We start from the raw sequence: 18269 nt of genomic DNA, 5'->3' as shown, positions 1-18269 counted from the left end.
GGATCTGTTGCTCACGTCTGTCTTCATCGCTGCCGTTTCACTGGCTCTGTTCTGGATGGCCGCCTTCACTCTGTGGTGGCAGATGCACGCGTGGCGTACGCCCGAGGTGCTCGCTTCCACCCGTTTCAGCAGACCGGACGGCGGGAAGGGTCTGTCCTTCTCGCTGCTGCTGCCCGCGCGGCACGAGCAGGCCGTGCTGGACCACACGATCCAGCGCCTGCTCGAGTCCGGTCACGACGACTACGAGATCATCGTCATCGTGGGACACGACGACCCGGAGACCGCCGCGGTCGCCCGCCGGGCCGAGGCCCGGGACCCGCGCGTGCGGGTCGTCGTCGACACCCACGAGAAGAAGAACAAGCCGAGGGCCATGAACACGGCGCTGCCGCACTGCCGCGGCGAGGTTGTCGGGGTCTTCGACGCCGAGGACCAGGTCCATCCGGAGCTGCTCGCCCACGTCGACCACGCGTTCCGCACCACGGGCGCGGACGTCGTGCAGGGCGGGGTGCAGCTGATCAACTTCCACTCCAGCTGGTACAGCCTGCGCAACTGCCTGGAGTACTTCTTCTGGTTCCGTTCGCGGCTGCATCTGCACGCGCAGAAAGGGTTCATTCCGCTTGGCGGGAACACCGTCTTCGTGCGCACCGACGTGCTGCGCGAGGCCGGCGGCTGGGACCCCGACTGCCTGGCCGAGGACTGCGACCTCGGGGTACGGCTGTCCAGCGTCGGCAAGAAGGTCGTCGTCGCGTACGACTCCGACATGGTCACGCGGGAGGAGACACCGGGCAGCCTGGTGTCCCTGCTGAAGCAGCGCACCCGCTGGAACCAGGGCTTCCTCCAGGTCTACCGCAAACGGGACTGGAAGCAGCTGCCGGGATTCGGGCAGCGGCTGCTCGCCCGCTACACGCTGATGACGCCGTATCTGCAGGCCGTCTCCGGGGTCGTCATCCCGCTCAACGTGGCCGTCGCGCTCTTCCTCGACGTGCCGGTCGGCATCGCCTTCATCACCTTCCTGCCGGCGGTCACCGCCATGGTCACCTTCGTCTTCGAGCTGGTCGGCCTGCACGACTTCGGCAAGCAGTACGGGCTGCGGGTCCGGTTCGTGCACTACCTCAAGCTCATCGCCGGCGGGCCGTTCTACCAGGTGCTTCTCGCGGGCGCGGCCGTCCGCGCGGTGTGGCGGGAACAACGGGGCCGCAACGACTGGGAGTTGACCAGTCATGTAGGTGCGCACCTCACCGAAGCGATCCGAGAGGACGTCCCTGCGTGACCTCCACCCTTCCCGCGGTGACCGGCACGGTCCCCGCGCAGCGGCCTCGTGCGCCCAGATACGTTCCCGTCGTCCTTCAGGTCCCGCGTTTTCGCCGTTCGCGTTCCGATCTGGTCCTCTGCGGGCTGCTGCTCGTGGCGATCATGGTCGTGCAGGGCTGGAACATCGCCGACTACCCGACCCTCAGCGACGACGAGGGCACCTACCTCGCCCAGGCGTGGGCCGTGCAGCGGGGCGGCGGGCTCGCCCACTACACGTACTGGTACGACCATCCGCCCCTCGGCTGGATCCAGTTGGCGGCACTCACCTGGATCCCCGCGAAGATCAGCCCGTCGTCGATGACGGTCGGGCCGATGCGGATGACGATGCTGCTGGTCAGCGCCGCGAGCGCGGTTCTTCTGTACGTCCTCGCGCGGCGGCTCCGGCTGCCGCGCTGGGCGGCCGGTCTCGCCATGGCGATCTTCGGGCTCTCACCGCTGTCGGTCGTGCTCCAGCGCGAGATCTTCCTGGACAACATCGCGGTGATGTGGACCCTGCTCGCGTTCTGCCTGGCCGCCTCGCCGAACCGTCATCTGTGGCACCACTTCGCGGCGGGCGTCGCGGCCGCGGCGGCGGTGCTCACCAAGGAGACGATGCTAGTCGTCCTGCCCGCGCTGGTGGTCACCATGTGGCGCCACGGCCACCGCGACACCCGCAAGTTCGCCCTCACCGGAGCCGTCACCGCCTGCGTCCTGATCGGCCTGGCGTATCCGCTCTTCGCCCTGCTCAAGGGCGAGTTGCTCCCCGGCTCCGGGCACGTCTCGCTGTGGGACGGCATCACGTACCAGATGAGCCGACCCGGTTCCGGTTTCATCCTCGACCCCGGCTCCGGCTCGAACGGGGTGCTGCGGTCCTGGCTGTACTACGACCGCGTCCTGCCCCTCGGCGGTCTCGCGGGCGCCGTGCTGCTCATGCTCACCTGGCGCTGGTCGGTGACCGCCCGCGCGCTGGCCGGGCCGGCGCTCACCGTCGGCGTCCTCGCCCTGGTGGCACTGCGGCCGAACGGCTATCTGCCCGCGATGTACGTCATCCAGGCGCTGCCCTTCCTCGCGCTGGTCCTCGCCGGGGGCGCCGCGAGTGTGGCGCACGCGGTGCTGCGCCGGCGGCGGAGCACCGCGGAGAGGCCGTACGTCACCTGGGGACGCCGGGCGACAGCGGTCCTGCTGGCGGCGGCGGCCGCCCTGTACGTCGTGCCCCGCTGGTACGACGGCGACCGCACCGCGGTGACCGCCGACGCGAACGCCCCCTACCGGGCCGCGTCGCACTGGCTCGCCACCCGGGTCGAGAACCCCGGGAAGACCCGGGTCCTCGTCGACGACGTCCTCTGGCTCGACCTGGTGCACGACGGGTACCGGCCCGGGCTCGGCGTCATCTGGTTCTACAAGGCCGACCTGGACCCGGCGGTGACGAGGACGATGCCGCGCGGCTGGCGCGACCTCGACTACGTGGTGGCCTCCCCGACGGTACGGCGCGACGCCGCCGACCTGCCCAACGTCGCGGCCGCGATGCAGCACTCGACGCCGGTCGCCACCTTCGGCACCGGCGAGGACCGAATCGAGATCCGTCGGATCCAGGCCGTGGGAGGTTCCCGATGAGCTACGAGTCCACCGTCCCCGAGGAACTCGGCGACCCGGCGGTCCGCGCCGCCGAGGTGCCCGAGCCCGGCGCCGTCACCATCGTCGTGCCGACCTTCAACGAGTCCGCGAACGTCCGCGAACTGCTGCGCCGCATCACCGAGTCGGTGCCGGCCCGGCTGCCCTGCGAGGTCGTCTTCGTGGACGACTCCACCGACGACACCCCCGAGGTGATCTCCCGGGCCGCGCAGGACTGCCCGTTCCCGGTCACCGTGCTGCACCGGGAGGAGCCCCTGGGCGGTCTCGGCGGCGCCGTGGTCGAGGGACTGAAGGCGGCGACCTCCGACTGGATCGTCGTCATGGACGGCGATCTCCAGCATCCGCCTTCCCTGGTGCCGGAGTTGGTGGCCACGGGCGAGCGGACGTCCGCCGGGCTCGTCGTCGCGAGCCGCTACGTCGAGGGCGGCAGCCGTGCGGGGCTGGCCGGCGGCTACCGCGTCGCCGTCTCGCGCGGTGCGACCTGGCTCACCAAGTCGCTGTTCCCTGGCAGGCTGCGGGGCATCAGCGACCCGATGAGCGGCTTCTTCGCCATCCGGCGCAGCGCGGTCACCGCGGAGATCCTCCAGCCGCTCGGCTACAAGATCCTCCTCGAACTCGCGGTGCGCAGCCGCCCCCGCGAGGTCGCCGAGGTGCCGTTCGTCTTCCAGGACCGGTACGCGGGCGAGTCCAAGTCGACGGCGCGGGAGGGCCTTCGCTTCCTGCGCCACCTGGCCGGGCTGCGCACCGCCTCACCCGTCGCCCGGATGGTGGTCTTCGGCCTGATCGGCGCCACCGGGTTCCTGCCGAACCTGCTCGGTCTGTACGCGCTCACGGCCGCCGGGCTGCACTACCTGCCGGCCGAGATCGTCGCCAACCAGTTCGGGGTCGTCTGGAACTTCCTGCTCATCGAGCATCTGCTGTTCCGCGAGCGGCGCAGGCATCGCAACGGATGGGACCGTACGGGCCGGTTCGTGCTGCTCGCCAACGCCGATCTGGTGCTGCGCATCCCGCTGATCGCGCTGTTCGTGCGCGAGTTCGGGATGGGTGCGCTGTCCGCCACCGCGCTGGCGCTGGTGATGACGTTCGTCCTGCGCTTCGCGGGGACCGAGGCGCTGGTCTATCTGCCGCGCCGGGGCGCCGGGCCGAAGCGCGCGGGCCGCGACCGCACGGTGGGGAGAGCCGCATGAGAATCCGTTTCAGGGCACGGCGCAGGACGTCCCTGCTGGCCGTGACGGGTCTTGCCGCGGGACTGCTCCTGGTCTCGCCGCAGCCCGCCGCCGCGGCGAACCTCGTGCGGAACCCGGGCTTCGAGACGGCGGGCACGGACGGGATGCCGTACTGCTGGGAGAAGTCCGGCTGGGGCGACAACGACTTCACCTTCTCCACCGTCGCGGACGCCCGTTCCGGCAGCAGGGCGATGAAGGTCGAGCTGACCCGGCGTGCCGACGGCGACCGCAAGGCGCTGATCACCGAGAGCGCGGCCTGTGCGCCGGTGGTCACCGCGGGCAGGCAGTACGACCTCGGGCTCTGGTACAGGTCCACGACCCCGGACGTGTCCCTCACGCTCTTCCGGCACGACGCGACGGCGGGCTGGCAGTACTGGACCGACCTGAAGACGTTGCAGATGGCGGGCGGCTGGACCGAGGCGTCGGTCCGCACGCCCGCGGTGCCGGCCGGCACCGACCGCATCACGTGGGGTGTCTCCGTCTACGGCACCGGGTCCGTGACCACCGACGACTACACGATGGAGCAGGTCGCCGAAGCGCCGCCGCCGGTCCGGTGCACCGGCACGGCCGACCAGTGCGCCAACGGGAGGTGGGACGTGCTGCCCACCCGGAACCCGGTCCGGTCCATGCACTCCGTCGTGCTGAACAACGGCAAGGTGCTGCTGATCGCGGGCTCCGGGAACAGCGAGGAGATGTTCGAGGCGGGCACGTTCACCTCCGCGGTGTACGACCCGGTGCGGGGCACGTACAAGGTCGTTCCGACGCCGAAGGACATGTTCTGCGCCGGGCACGTCCAGCTGTCCGACGGGCGGGTCCTGGTGATGAGCGGCAACAGGGCGTACCCGGTGGCGGGCGGGCACGGCTACGAGGGGTACAAGGACTCGTACCTCTTCGACCCGGTCACCGAGACGTACAGCAGGACGAACGACATGAACGACGGGCACTGGTACCCGTCGGCTACCGTGCTGGGCAACGGTGACGTGCTCTCCTTCGGCGGACTGCGCGAGGACTCCACCGGGTCGGTGGCCGCCGAGCGCTGGTCGGACGCGGAGCGGCGGTGGCAGCCGCTGTGGAAGGTCAACCAGACCTGGTCGTACTGGGGCCTGTACCCGTCGATGATCCTGATGCAGGACGGCCGCCTGTTCTACTCGGGCAGCCATGTCTTCGGCAACGGCACCCCGGGCACGGGCTCGGCGGTCTACGACTACGACGCCAACACGACGACCGCGGTCCCGGGGCTGCGGAACAAGGACGAGCGCGACCAGTCCGCGAGCGTGCTGCTGCCGCCGGCCCAGGACCAGAAGGTGCTGACGCTCGGCGGTGGCAACATCGACTCCAACCCGGACGCGAACCGGCTGACGGACATCATCGACCTCAAGTCCGCCGACCCGTCGTACGTCGCGGGCCCGCAGATCCCGCAGGGGAAGGTCGACCTCGGCAACGGCAAGGCGGAGCAGACGGGTGCCCAGGGCAAGATGTACGTCTCCGCCGTCCTGCTGCCGGACGGCAAGGTCCTGGAGACCGGCGGCGCCCTGCACAACCGGGCGGACCCGGTCTACGAGTCGTCGATCTTCGATCCGGCGACCTCGGCCTTCGATCCGGTGACGCCCGACCCGGAGGAACGCGGCTACCACTCGTCGGCGTTCCTGCTGCCCGACGGCCGGGTGATGACGACGGGCGACAACCCTGGCAACGGCACCTGGAACCACGACGTGTCCGTCTACACCCCGCCGTATCTGCTCAGGGGTCCCCGCCCGGCGATCACTTCGGTGATCGACAAGGAGTGGGTGTACGGCGACACCCAGCGGATCACGGTCGACCGGCCGATCGCCAGGGCGGAGCTGATCAGGCCGGCGGCGGTGACGCACTCCTCCGACCCGAACCAGCGTTTCGTGGACCTGCCGCTGAGCGTGGACGGGAACAACGTCGACCTGAACGTGACGAGCAACCCGAACCTGGCGCCGCCCGGCTGGTACATGCTCTTCGCGGTCGATGCCAACGGGGTGCCGTCGGTGGCCGAGTGGGTGCACCTCCAGGGGCCGTCCGCCCTGGCCGCGGACGCGCCCTCGGCGCACGTCCACGCCTTCGCCGGCTCGCTGGGGGGCACCGTCCGGGGGCCCGGGCAGAAGCGGGCCTCGCAGAAGGTCGGCCCCACGGTCTCCGGCTGCGACCGGCACTACGGGTCGGTCAACGTCTGCGTGCCGACGGTCTTCCCGGACGGGGTGCGGAAGACGGCGGACGCCCGCTGCGGCTGGCTGAAGACGAACGAGTACGGCCGGCTGCGGGTCAACGGCGGGGACGACCCGCTGGGCCTGGACCGGGACGGGAACGGCGTGGCCTGCGGGAAGGGGGACCTGCGGAAGCCGTAGGTCAGCTTCCGAACTCGGCGAGGGCGCGTCCCACGATGGCCTCCAGGCGGTCGTGGTGCGCGCCCCTCCAGTAGGCGCGCCCGCACTCCGCGCACTGGGCGAAGACGTCGTACGACCGGCTGGTGCCGTCTTCGAGCCGGCCGGCGAGCTCCTCCCTGGTCGCCTCCCGGAGCGGGCCGTTGCACGCGGTGCACCGCGTCCAGGGGTTCAGGGCGGGGGCGAACCGGCCCAGGACGTCCCGGAGCTGGTCGTCGGGCCGGGTGCTGTAGACGAAGGCGCCGGCCCACAGCTCGCGGCGGCGCAGCAGCCCGCGGTCCCGGCTGAGCAGGACGCGCCGCTCGGCCGCGGAGCGGGTGGCGAGGGCCGGGTCGCCGATGTCGGTGGACTCGTAGGCGGTGTCCACGCCGAGCAGGCGCATCCGGCGGGCCAGGGTCCCGAGGTGGACGTCGAGGAGGAAACGGAGCGGTGCTCCGGGTACGGACTGCGGGCGCCGGACGGCCCGCACGTGGACGGACTCGCCCGCCGCGGGGATGTGCGACACGGGCACCTCCCGGCCGTCGACGACCAGGGCACCGACCTCGGTGAGCGGGACGCCGAGCGACTCGACGACGTGGCCGAGCGTGGAGGCGCCGTCGGTGACGACGCCGGTGGCGCCGGCGCGGCGCGGGGGCGGCACGAACAGGCCCAGTTCGGGGGCGAATTCGACGTGGATCTCCGGTCCGTTCACCGGGTCAGGATGCCACGGGGGAACGCCGGCGGCCTCCGGGTTTCCAGGCGGGGAGACCGTGTTCCAGGACGTGGACGGCGCGGTCGGCGAGCGCGGCGGGATCCTCCCGGTGGCCGCGCTCCGCCCCGTACAGGACGACCTCCGTGAGTCCGCCGGCCAGCGCCGCCGCGTACACCCGCACCTCCAGGGCGTCCGGGTCCCGGCCGGTGCGCTCGGCGACGACGCGGCACAGCATGGCGGCGGTGAGAGACGTGCTCTCGGTCAGCCGGGAGCGCACGGCGGGCACCTCGGCCAGCAGGCGGGTCCGCAGTCGCAGCGTTCCGGGCTCCTCCGTGACGCCGGGCGCGAGGATCCTCCCCACCGCGTGCCGCAGCGAGTCCGGCCAGGGCTCGCCGGCGGGCCGTGACCGCAGCTCCGTCTCCAGGACCCGGTCGTACCCGTCCGCGAGGACGATGTCCTCCTTGACCGGGAAGTAGCGGAAGACCGTGGACGGGGAGACCTCGGCCGCCTCGGCGATCCGCTCGACGGTGGCCGCAGCGTACCCCTCCCGCTCGATCAGCCGGAACGTCGCGTCGCGGATCGCGGTCCGGGTCCTGGCCTTCTTCCGCTCGCGGAGCCCGGGCCCGGCCTGGGCGGCGGTGGCGTGTGCGGCGGCGGAGCGGGGCGGGGCGGCGGCGAGGTGTGCATCGGTGGAGCGGTGTGCGTCGGTGGGGCGGTGTGCGGTGGCGGCCATGGAACAGATTGTCGGACAGGTCCTAGTAGGCGACCAGCGAGATGCCGATGTAGTGCGCGACGAACGCCGCGAGGGTCAGGGAGTGGAAGACCTCGTGGAAGCCGAACCACTGAGGGGAGGGGTTGGGGCGCTTGAGTCCGTAGATCACGCCGCCGGCGCTGTACAGCAGGCCGCCGACGACGACCAGGACGAGGACCGTCACCCCGCCCGCGTGCAGGAAGTCGGGGAGGAAGAAGACCGCCGCCCAGCCCATGGCGATGTAGCAGGGGGTGTAGAGCCAGCGCGGGGCGCCGACCCAGAACACCCGGAAGAGGATGCCGGCCGCGGCGGCACCCCAGATGCCCCACAGGAGCCACTGGCCCTTCGCGCCGGGCAGCAGCAGCATCGTCAGCGGTGTGTAGGTGCCCGCGATGATCAGGAAGATGTTCGCGTGGTCGAGCCGGCGCAGCACGCCGTCCATGCGCGGGCTCCAGTCGCCGCGGTGGTAGACGGCGCTCACGCCGAACAGCAGGCAGGCGGTCAGTGTGTAGATCCCGCAGGCGAGCCGGCCGCGGCCGGAGTCGGCGAGGGCGGTGAGCAGCAGGCCCGCGACGAGCACGGCCGGGAACATTCCCAGGTGCAGCCAGCCCCGGAGCCTGGGCTTGACGGGGTGCGGCAGGGGGAGCTCGACGGGGCCGCGGCCGGCGGGCGGCGAGTCCGTGGGCACGTCGGGGACGGGCGCAGTCATGCGGTCGATCGTACCTACGGGACCGTAAGTTACGCATCAGTACGGCGTGCTGGCCGGTCGGCAGCGGCCAGCGTCTCACGGGATGCCGGGGGTCTTCGGGGAGGGGTCGGGGAGAAGCCAGGGACGCGCGCGGGGAAACCTCAAGTGGAGTGGCGATGCTCACGCCGCTCAGGTGGGCGGCCCTCTGGACATATGGGCGGCGGCGTCGGATGATCAAATGAGTGCGGTCGGCACCGGATGAGCGCTCATGATCCATCACCGTGAAGCATCCGGGTCGCGGCCCCCAAGGGGCATTCAACAACAAAACCCCTCATTTAGGAGCAATCGTGGCGCGCGACATCGCGGCTCCCACCGACGTCCCCACCCAGCATCAGGAACTGATCTCGTGGGTGGACGAGATCGCCGAACTGACCCAGCCGGACAGTGTGGTCTGGTGTGACGGATCCGAGGCGGAGTACGAGCGACTGAGCGAGGAGCTCGTCCGCAGGGGCACCTTCCACAAGCTCGACCCGATCAAGCGCCCCAACTCCTACTACGCCGCCTCCGACCCGACGGATGTCGCACGCGTCGAGGACCGGACGTTCATCTGCTCCGAGAAGGAGGAGGACGCCGGCCCGACCAACCACTGGAAGGCGCCCGCCGAGATGCGGGAGATCTTCCAGGGGCGGGACGGCGAGGGCGGTGTCTTCCGCGGTTCGATGCGCGGCCGCACGATGTACGTCGTCCCGTTCTGCATGGGCCCGCTCGGCTCCGACCTCGCCGCCATCGGCGTCGAGATCACCGACTCCGCCTACGTCGCGGTGTCCATGCGCACCATGACCCGCATGGGCCGGCCGGTCCTGGACGAGCTCGGCTCCGACGGCTTCTTCGTGCGTGCCGTGCACACGCTCGGGGCGCCGCTGGCGGAGGGCGAGACGGACGTGCCGTGGCCGTGCAACTCCACCAAGTACATCTCGCACTTCCCGGAGACCCGCGAGATCTGGTCCTACGGCTCGGGTTACGGCGGCAACGCCCTCCTCGGCAAGAAGTGCTACGCCCTGCGCATCGCCTCCGTCATGGCCCGCGACGAGGGTTGGCTCGCGGAGCACATGCTCGTCCTGAAGCTGACCCCGCCGCAGGGCGAGCCGAAGTACGTCGCCGCCGCCTTCCCGAGCGCCTGCGGCAAGACCAACCTCGCCATGCTGGAGCCCACGATCTCCGGCTGGACGGTCGAGACGATCGGTGACGACATCGCCTGGATGCGGTTCGGCGAGGACGGCCGCCTGTACGCGATCAACCCCGAGGCCGGGTTCTTCGGTGTCGCCCCGGGCACCGGCGAGCACACCAACGCCAATGCGATCAAGACGCTGTGGGGCAACTCCGTCTTCACCAACGTCGCGCTCACCGACGACAACGACGTCTGGTGGGAGGGCATGACGCAGGAGACCCCCGCCCACCTGACGGATTGGAAGGGCAACGACTGGACGCCGGAGTCCGGCACCCCGGCGGCCCACCCCAACGCCCGTTTCACGACGCCCGCCGCACAGTGCCCGATCATCGCGCCCGAGTGGGAGGACCCCAGGGGCGTGCCGATCTCGGCCATCCTCTTCGGCGGCCGCCGCGCCACCGCCGTACCGCTGGTGACCGAGTCCTTCGACTGGAACCACGGCGTCTTCCTCGGCGCGAACGTCGCCTCCGAGAAGACCGCCGCCGCCGAGGGCAAGGTCGGCGAGCTGCGCCGCGACCCCTTCGCCATGCTGCCGTTCTGCGGCTACAACATGGGCGACTACATGGGCCACTGGATCGACGTCGCCAAGGACAAGGACGCCTCGAAGCTCCCGAAGATCTACTACGTCAACTGGTTCCGCAAGAACGACGAGGGCAAGTTCGTCTGGCCCGGCTTCGGCGAGAACAGCCGCGTGCTGAAGTGGATCGTCGAGCGCCTGGAGGGCACGGCGGCGGGCGTCGAGACGCCGATCGGTGTGCTGCCGGCCAAGGGCGCGCTGGACACCAAGGGGCTGGAACTGTCCGAGTCGGACCTCGACTTCCTGCTCACGGTCGACAAGGAGGTGTGGCGCGAGGAGGCGGCTCTGGTGCCCGAGCACCTCAACACCTTCGGTGAGCACACACCCACCGAGCTGTGGGACGAGTACCGCGCGCTGGTGCAGCGCCTGGGCTGACGCCCCCCACTGCTCCGCGGCCGGCCTGTTGCCCTGACCTGCGACGTCGTCGAGGCCGGCCGCGGTGGCGACGACACGCCGCACCGGGCAACCCCTTGCCCCGGCGTTCCACGCGGCTGTTTGATGCCCCTGCAGGCGCCCCGCCCGACGCGGGCGGGGCGCTCGATCCAGCCTGTGGGGGGCACAGTTGAGAACCGCACACAGTCGTGGGCGCGCGGTGGCCGTGCTGGCCGCACTCGGGATGGCGGGGGCCGGCCTGACGGTGGCCGCGGCACCCGAGGCCCTCGCCGCGACGGACTCCGTGGCCAAGCTGCCGATCTCCTCCTACTCGACCATGGTGATCGACTCCGCGCACGAACGGGTCTACCTCACCGAGGACAGCCGCAGCAGCACCGACGGCGCCATCCAGGTCTACGACTTCGCGGGCCGCAAGGTGACCACGCTGTCCTCCAGCGGCCCGGTCTCCGGAATGGCGCTCAGCGAGGACGGCGGCACGCTCTACGCGTCCAACTACGAGATGATCGCCGCCTACGACACGCAGACGCTGACCAGGAGCGTGTACGCCTACACGCCCTGGTACGCCTATTGCGGGCGGCAGGTCGCCCGTTCCGGCGGCAAGGTCTGGTACACGCAGAACTACAACACCGGCGACTGTTACTCCTACACGAACAGCGTCTTCGGCGTCACCGGGGGCACCGCGTACGACACCAAGTGGTCCGCCGGCGGACGGCTCCAGCTGGCGACCGGGGAGGGCGCCCCGGACCGGCTGTTCATGGGGCAGCCGCCCGGCGGCGGCGAGAACGACCCCTTCCTCACGTCGTTCGACACCGGCGGCGACACCCTGGTGCGGGGCGCCGCCCGGCGGTTCGCGGACGGCGAAGGCAAGGGCGCGCTGAACTTCAAGGACATGTCGGTCTCGGCGGACGGCAAGCTGCTCGCGGTCGCCGACGCCGGGTACGGGACGAGGCTGCTCAACACCTCCGACCTGTCCGACGCGGACGGCTCCTACGGGGCGCTGCCCGCCGGCGCCACGGCGTCGGCGGTGGCCTTCAGCGGCGACGGCACCTACCTCGCCCGCGGCGCCGCCGCCCCGGGCAGCACGGCCGACCTGCTCGTGCAGAAGGCCGACCCGCAGAGCACGGCCGCGCCGCTGGAGTTCGCCTTCGAGGGCAGCCTCGACGGCAACCGGGTCGCCCCGCGCGGACTGGGCTGGTCCAAGGACGGGACGCGGCTGTTCGCCGTCACCACCGATGCGGCGGGCAGCGAGTACTGGCTGCACGTCATCCAGCCGCCCGCCGCCCAGCACGACTCCCGCTTCACCGGCGGTCTGACGTACTCGCCCGGCAGAGCTGTCGTGGGGGAGCCGCTCGCCGTCCGGGGCCGGCTCACCCTGGACGGCACCGCTCCGGTCGAACCGGTGAAGGTCTCCGCCGTACGCACCGACGCGGACGGCACGCACCGGCTCGCCGCCGTGGAGGCCAAGGCCGACGGCACCTTCACGGTGCTCGACGAGCCGGACGCGGTGGGGGACGCCACCTACACCGTCTCGTATCTGGGGGACCTGACCCACCGGCCGGCCGAGGACGTCAGCCTGACGGTCCCGGTGGCCAAGGCGCCGACGGCGCTCACGCTGAAAGCCCCGGGCGAGGCCACCCTGGACGGCGGGGTCCGGATCACGGGCACGCTGACCTGGCAGGGGCGGGCCCTTCAGGCCGGTGCCTCCGTGCAGGTGCGGCGCACCGACCGGCTCGGTTCCGGCGCGCTGTCGTCGGTGGCGGTCGGGGCGGACGGCACGTTCACCGTCGAGGACCTGCCGCGGACCACGCGGACGGTCACCTACACCGTGAGCTACGCGGGCGACGCCCTGCACGAGGGGACGACGGCCTCGGCGGAGGTCGTGGTGCGCAGGCGCTGAGAGCCGAGGCCGGGGTGCGCGCCCCGACAGCGGAGGACGCGGGCGCAGGCGTTGACAACGGGAGTCGTGCTGCCTTGCGCCGAGAGAAAGAGGTGGCGCCCGGTCCGCACGTCGCTGCGGGTGCGCGCGGACCGGGGCCGATCGGGGGAGCCCGGAGGGCTCAGCGGGCGGCGAGCGCCCGGGGGCCGAGGGCCGCCGCGTGGGCGTCCATGCGCTCGGCCGCCAGGATCGCGACGGCCGTGTCGGCGCGGGAGGCCGCGACGACCAGGGCGCGGCCGGCGAGCGCGTGCGCCCGCCGGTGGAGCATCGCCGGACGGGGTTCGGCAGCGGCCACGGGGGCCCGCACGGGCGCCGACCCGCCGCGCAGCCGTGCCACCTGGCCGGCGAGCCGCTCGGCCGCCTGGTCGAGGTCGGCGGAGGGCGCGAGCGCGCGCAGCTCGTCCGTCACCGCGAGCAGGGCCGCCACATGCCCCGCGAGCTGGATGTCCAGCTCCTCCTCGCGGGAGCGGTGCGGGAAGCCGGGGTTGGGGCCGTCCGCCGTGCTGTGGACCGACTTGGAGCGGATCGGTTCGTACATGGGAGGCCTCCTGTGCTGTCAGGAAACCATCCTACCTTGGATTGCGTCTAAAGTTGAGTCGGTTCATGGTGGTCGGGCGGGCGCCCGGCCGGCCCGCGCGTCACGGCTGGCCGTAGCCGTCCAGGAAGGTGCCGATGCGGGTGACGGCGGAGGTCAGGTCCGCGACCGACGGCAGGGTGACCACCCGGAAGTGATCCGGTTCGGGCCAGTTGAAGCCCGTGCCCTGGACCACCATGATCTTCTCCTGGCGCAGCAGGTCGAGGACCATCCGCCGGTCGTCCTTGATCTTGAAGACCTTCGGGTCCAGGCGCGGGAAGAGATAGAGCGCGCCCTTCGGCTTCACGCAGCTCACGCCGGGGATCTGGGTCAGCAGCTCGTACGCGACGTCCCGCTGCTCCTTCAGCCGCCCGCCGGGCAGCACCAGCTCGTTGATCGTCTGGCGTCCGCTCAGCGCGGCGACCACGCCGTGCTGCCCGGGCATGTTCGCGCACAGGCGCATGTTCGCCAGGATCGTCAGCCCCTCGATGTACGAGTCGGCGTGGGCCCGCGGCCCGGAGATCGACATCCAGCCGACCCGGTAGCCGGCCACCCGGTAGGACTTGGACATCCCGTTGAAGGTGAGCGTCAGCAGGTCGGGGGCGACGGACGCGGTCGGTGTGTGCGTGGCGCCGTCGTACAGGATCTTGTCGTAGATCTCGTCGGAGCAGACCAGCAGGTTGTGGCGGCGGGCGATGTCGGTCAGCCCGCGCAGCACCGACTCGTCGTACACCGCGCCCGTCGGGTTGTTCGGGTTGATGATGACGATCGCCTTGGTGCGGTCGGTGACCTTGCGCTCCACGTCGGCGAGGTCGGGCATCCAGTCCGACTGCTCGTCGCAGTGGTAGTGGACCGCCGTGCCGCCGGACAGGGACACCGCGGCGGTCCACAGCGGGTAGTCCGGGGCGGGGACGAGGACCTCGTCGCCGTCGTCCAGCAGGCCCTGCATCGCCATGACGATCAGCTCGGACACGCCGTTGCCGATGAAGACGTGCTCGACGTCCGTCTCGATGCCGAGGGTCTGGTTGTGCATCACCACGGCCCGGCGCGCCGCGAGCAGGCCCTTCGCGTCACCGTAGCCGTGGGCCGACGAGACGTTGCGGAGGATGTCCTCCAGGATCTCGGGCGGGCATTCGAAGCCGAACGCCGCCGGATTGCCGGTGTTCAGCTTGAGGATGCGGTGGCCTGCCGCTTCCAGCCGCATCGCCTCCTCGAGAACCGGACCCCGGATCTCGTAACAGACATTGGCGAGCTTCGTGGACTGGATCACCTGCATGTCCGCGAGCTTACGGCCGTCCCGGGGGGCGCGGGGGGTGTTTTCCACCACGTGAGACGTCGGGCTTCGGACGATTTGTCGCTCCGCTGGGCCGTAAGCCCTTGCGGTCTCTACAATCCGCGCCCATGTCATGGCAGCACGGCGGACCGGAGAGTCCGCCGAACGTGTACCTCCCGCGGGGCGACGCGGTGACGCCCGCCTACGAGGCGTACGCGGATCCCGCCGCGGCACACGGCTGGCAGGACACCTACGGTCCCGGGGGCGAAGGGGCGGGGGAGGTCCAGGGCGCAGGGGCGCGGGACACGTACGGGGCGCGGACCGAGGGCGGGGGCGCGTACGGCGGTCCGGGCTCGCCCGACGGGCGGGGAGCGGCGCCCGAGGGCCCCGGTCCGGCGGCGGTCATGGAGATCCACGATCCCCGGGCGCCGGGCGACGGCCCCGCCGCCGGCGAGCCGGGCCGGCGCGCCCGGCTGCTGCTGCGGCGGCGCCGCACCCGACTGCTGCGCCTGATGGGTGCCGGCCTCGGCGCGGTCTGTGCCGTGCTGCTCGCGGCGCTGCTCGCAGGGGTCTTCGGCTCCGGGGCGTCGCCGGCGCCGCGGCCCCGCGGAGAGGGCGCCGACGTGGACGCCGGCACCGGCACCGGCACGGCCACGAGAACCGGTACCGGTACCGGGGAGGCGTCCGCGCCCGAAGGCTCCCCGGCGCGTCCTTCCGTCGCCGCGAAACCGACGTCGGCCTCCCCGGCCCCCGCGTCCACGGCCCCGGCGCTCCCGGTCGTCCGCGCGTCCGCGAGCGTCACGGAGGCCGCGGAGCCGAAGGTTCCCGCGCGGAGTGTCCCGGCGAGTCCCACGAGCGCCGCGCCGGCCGAACCGACGCGCGACGGCGCGGACGGCAGGCCGGGCCGCGGATCCGGCTCCACGAAGCGCCACAAGTAGCCGGAAGACGCCGGTCGCGGCCGGAAACAGCTCCTTGCCGCCCCGTCGGGGCCCCCTCACAATGCGCATGACAAATAGGAGCCGGCCGGAAGACCTCCGGCCACTCACCCGTGCGCACAACAGAAAACAGAGGGGACCCCACATGAGAAAGCCTCTCGTCGCCGCGCTCTTCGCCCTGGTGATCGCCGGGGCCGGCGCGGCACCCGCGGTCGCGACGCCCGCGCCCGCCCCGGCCGAGCGGACGGCACCCGCGCCGGCCGTGCAGGCGCCGGCCGTGCAGGCGGTGAACTTCGCCGGCACCGTCGCGCTCAGCAACTGTTCCGGCTCCGTCGTGCGGATGCCCGGATCGGAGGACGACGACCCCGCGCTCGTGCTCTCCAACGGCCACTGTCTGGAGACCGGGTTCCCGGCCGCGGGCGAGGTCGTCGTCGACCAGCCCTCCAGCCGCTCCTTCGGCCTCCTGAACTCCGCGGGCACGCGGGTCGCGACCCTGCGCGCCAGCAAGATCGCGTACGCGACGATGACCGACACGGACATCTCGATCTACCAGCTCACCCGCACCTACGCGCAGATCAGGACCTCGTACGGCATCAGCGCGCTGACGCTCGACGCCGCGCACCCCGTCACCGGGACCGCGATCAAGGTCGTGTCCGGCTACTGGAAGCGGATCTACAGCTGCAACATCGACGGGTTCGCGTACCGCCTGAAGGAGGGGGAGTGGACCTGGAAGGACTCGGTCCGCTACACCTCCGCCTGCAACACCATCGGCGGTACGTCGGGTTCGCCGGTCGTCGACAACACCACCGGCAAGGTCGTCGCCGTCAACAACACCGGCAACGAGGACGGCGCCCGCTGCACGGACAACAACCCGTGCGAGGTCGACGCGAGCGGCAACGTCACCGTCCGCCAGGGCATCAACTACGCCCAGGAGACCTACCAGATCGTGCCGTGCGTCGGGATCGACAACAAGATCGACCTGAGCCGCAGCGGGTGCACCCTGCCCAAGCCGTAGGCGGCCGGCGGGCGGTCACGTCGTACGGCGGACCGCCCGCCCGGCCAGGACGTCCGTCCGCCGCCCGTCCTCGATCACGAAACGGCCGTCGACGAGGACGTGCGGGATGCCGGCGGGCAGGGTGCGCGGCGCCTCGAAGGTCGACCCCGCGGCGACCGTGTCCGGGTCGAAGAGGACGAGGTCGGCGCGGTAGCCCTCGCGCACGAGTCCGCGGTCGGGCAGCCGCAGCCGGGCGGCGGGCCGCGCGGTCAGGTGGGCGACGCACTCCTCCAGCGAGAGGACGCCCAACTCCCTTACGTAGTGGCCCAGATAGTGCGGGAAGGTGCCGTACGCGCGGGGGTGCGGCTTGTCGCCCCGCAGGATGCCGTCGGACCCGCCGGTGTGCACCCGGTGCCGCATGATCGCGCGGACGTTCTCCTCGTGGCCGACGTGCTGGAGGATCGTCGGGCCGAGGCCGTCGGCGATCAGGAGCCGGCGGGCCGTGGTCCACGGGGCCTCGCCGCGGCGGGCCGCGGACTCCTGGACGGTGCTGCCCACGTACGGCGCGAGAGCGGGGTCGCCGACGCCCGAGATCTCGATCGTGTCCCACTCCACCGGCACGCCGTGGCAGCCGTCGGCGCCCACGACCTCCAGGTCGTGCCGGATCCGCTCGGCCGTCGCGTCGTCCGCGAGGCGGGCCAGGACCGCCTCCGGGCCGCCCTCGCCCGCCCAGCTCGGCAGCAGCGCCACGAGGGTGGTGCAGCCGGGGGTGTACGGGTACGTGTCCAGGCTGATGTCGGCGCCGGCGGCGAGCGCGTCGTCCAGCAGGGCGAGCAGGTGCGGGGCCTTCCCCCGGTTCACGCCGAAGTTCATCGTGGCGTGGGCGAGATGCAGCGGGCAGCCCGCCTCGCGGGTGAGGGCCACCATCTCCTCGTACGCCTCCAGGGCGCCCGCCCCGTACGAGCGGTGGTGGGGGCAGTAGTAGCCGCCGTGCTCGGCCACCACCCGGCACAGCTCGGTGAGTTCGGCGTCCTTCGCGTACATGCCGGGGGTGTACGTCAGCCCGGAGGACATCCCGACGGCTCCCTCGCGCATGCCGTCCGCGACCAGGCGCCGCATGCGGTCCAGTTCGCGGGGCGTGGCCTCGCGGTCGTCCCAGCCGACGGCGAGCATCCGGACCGTGCCCTGCGGGATCAGGTACGCCGCGTTGACCGCGATGCCCTCGCCGTCGAAGCCGTGGTCGAGCCGGTCCAGGTACTCGCCGACGGAGCGCCAGGTGAAGTCGATGTCGTCGCCGGGGCCGTTCCAGCCGGTGATCGCGCGGCGGACCTCGGTCAGGGTGCGGTCGTCGACGGGGGCGTACGACAGGCCGTCCTGGCCGATGACCTCCAGGGTCACGCCCTGGGCGGCCTTGCCGCTGTGGTCCGGGTCCGTGAGGAGGGCGAGGTCGCTGTGCGCGTGCATGTCGATGAAGCCGGGGGAGAGGGCGAGTCCGTCCGCGTCGACGGTTCGGGTCCCCCGGGGGAGGGGGCCGTCCCTGCGGATCTCCGTGATCCTGCCGTGCCGGATGCCTACGTCTGCCCGGTACGGTGCCTGGCCGGTGCCGTCCACGACGGTGGCGTCTCTGATCACCAGGTCCATGGGGGCGTCTCCTTCCGCGCCTGCGGCGCGTGTTT

14 protein-coding genes are annotated in these 18269 nt (G+C 71.8%); 8 read left to right on the top strand and 6 right to left on the bottom strand.

The genetic code is table 11. The features are described 5' to 3' along the window. Positions 1 to 7 precede the first annotated feature (7 nt). Genes AC0ZLC_RS15600 through AC0ZLC_RS15585 form a run of 4 tightly spaced genes read left to right on the top strand, consistent with a single transcriptional unit; the run spans position 8 to position 6517 of the window. Positions 8 to 1270: a glycosyltransferase gene (locus AC0ZLC_RS15600; protein ID WP_476752540.1), complete on the top strand. Its 1263-nt coding sequence runs from the start codon at positions 8 to 10 to the stop codon at positions 1268 to 1270. Continuing rightward, entirely contained in the window at positions 1267 to 2904 is a 1638-nt protein-coding gene (locus AC0ZLC_RS15595; protein ID WP_476752539.1) for an ArnT family glycosyltransferase, read from the top strand. The genes AC0ZLC_RS15600 and AC0ZLC_RS15595 overlap by 4 nt, the downstream gene beginning before the upstream one ends. Continuing rightward, positions 2901 to 4109 (top strand): glycosyltransferase, encoded by a 1209-nt coding sequence (locus AC0ZLC_RS15590; RefSeq protein WP_476752538.1) that lies wholly within the window; start codon positions 2901 to 2903, stop codon positions 4107 to 4109. Before AC0ZLC_RS15595 ends, AC0ZLC_RS15590 begins: the two co-directional genes overlap by 4 nt. Continuing rightward, the gene (locus AC0ZLC_RS15585) at positions 4106 to 6517 is read left to right on the top strand and encodes a galactose oxidase-like domain-containing protein (RefSeq protein WP_476752537.1); all 2412 of its coding nucleotides are present in this window, start codon (positions 4106 to 4108) and stop codon (positions 6515 to 6517) included. The genes AC0ZLC_RS15590 and AC0ZLC_RS15585 overlap by 4 nt, the downstream gene beginning before the upstream one ends. A 1-nt stretch (position 6518) precedes the next feature. Here AC0ZLC_RS15585 and AC0ZLC_RS15580 read toward each other — a convergent pair whose 3' ends face one another. The 3 genes from AC0ZLC_RS15580 to trhA are packed head-to-tail and all read right to left on the bottom strand — an operon-like array spanning position 6519 to position 8704. Continuing rightward, positions 6519 to 7244, bottom strand: a complete 726-nt coding sequence (locus AC0ZLC_RS15580; RefSeq protein WP_476752536.1) for a Mut7-C RNAse domain-containing protein — start codon at positions 7242 to 7244, stop codon at positions 6519 to 6521. A gap of 4 nt (positions 7245 to 7248) precedes the next feature. Further along, positions 7249 to 7977 (bottom strand): TetR/AcrR family transcriptional regulator, encoded by a 729-nt coding sequence (locus tag AC0ZLC_RS15575; protein ID WP_476752535.1) that lies wholly within the window; start codon positions 7975 to 7977, stop codon positions 7249 to 7251. 22 nt (positions 7978 to 7999) lie between these two features. Further along, positions 8000 to 8704, bottom strand: coding sequence for a PAQR family membrane homeostasis protein TrhA (gene trhA / locus AC0ZLC_RS15570; protein ID WP_476752534.1), 705 nt, complete (start codon positions 8702 to 8704; stop codon positions 8000 to 8002). A gap of 326 nt (positions 8705 to 9030) precedes the next feature. Here trhA and AC0ZLC_RS15565 point away from each other — a divergent pair, with 326 nt between their 5' ends. Together AC0ZLC_RS15565 and AC0ZLC_RS15560 are read left to right on the top strand one after the other, a co-directional pair. After that, positions 9031 to 10863, top strand: coding sequence for a phosphoenolpyruvate carboxykinase (GTP) (locus AC0ZLC_RS15565; protein ID WP_476752533.1), 1833 nt, complete (start codon positions 9031 to 9033; stop codon positions 10861 to 10863). A 217-nt stretch (positions 10864 to 11080) separates the two neighbouring features. Then, positions 11081 to 12778 carry an Ig-like domain repeat protein gene (locus AC0ZLC_RS15560; RefSeq protein ID WP_476752532.1) on the top strand — a complete coding sequence of 566 codons (1698 nt, stop codon included), beginning with the start codon at positions 11081 to 11083 and terminating at the stop codon, positions 12776 to 12778. 160 nt (positions 12779 to 12938) lie between these two features. Here the strand turns inward: AC0ZLC_RS15560 and AC0ZLC_RS15555 are convergent, their stop codons facing one another. Next, on the bottom strand, positions 12939 to 13355 hold the full coding sequence (locus AC0ZLC_RS15555; RefSeq protein WP_476752531.1) for an SCO4983 family protein: 417 nt from the start codon (positions 13353 to 13355) through the stop codon (positions 12939 to 12941). A gap of 100 nt (positions 13356 to 13455) precedes the next feature. Further along, positions 13456 to 14667, bottom strand: a complete 1212-nt coding sequence (locus AC0ZLC_RS15550; protein ID WP_476752530.1) for a pyridoxal phosphate-dependent aminotransferase — start codon at positions 14665 to 14667, stop codon at positions 13456 to 13458. A gap of 125 nt (positions 14668 to 14792) precedes the next feature. On the opposite strand from AC0ZLC_RS15550, the gene AC0ZLC_RS15545 reads away from it, so the two are divergent. Together AC0ZLC_RS15545 and AC0ZLC_RS15540 are read left to right on the top strand one after the other, a co-directional pair. Beyond that, positions 14793 to 15602, top strand: coding sequence for a hypothetical protein (locus AC0ZLC_RS15545; RefSeq protein ID WP_476752529.1), 810 nt, complete (start codon positions 14793 to 14795; stop codon positions 15600 to 15602). Positions 15603 to 15744: 142 nt separating this feature from the next. Next, positions 15745 to 16614, top strand: a complete 870-nt coding sequence (locus tag AC0ZLC_RS15540) for a S1 family peptidase (RefSeq protein ID WP_476752528.1) — start codon at positions 15745 to 15747, stop codon at positions 16612 to 16614. Positions 16615 to 16629: 15 nt separating this feature from the next. Here the strand turns inward: AC0ZLC_RS15540 and AC0ZLC_RS15535 are convergent, their stop codons facing one another. Further along, complete coding sequence (locus tag AC0ZLC_RS15535; RefSeq protein ID WP_476752527.1) at positions 16630 to 18234, bottom strand: N-acyl-D-amino-acid deacylase family protein; 1605 nt, start codon at positions 18232 to 18234, stop codon at positions 16630 to 16632. Between the last annotated feature and the right edge of the window lie 35 nt (positions 18235 to 18269).

This window comes from Streptomyces sp. GLSS-08 (assembly GCF_056387915.1).
This window is presented reverse-complemented; position numbering and strand designations above follow the sequence as displayed.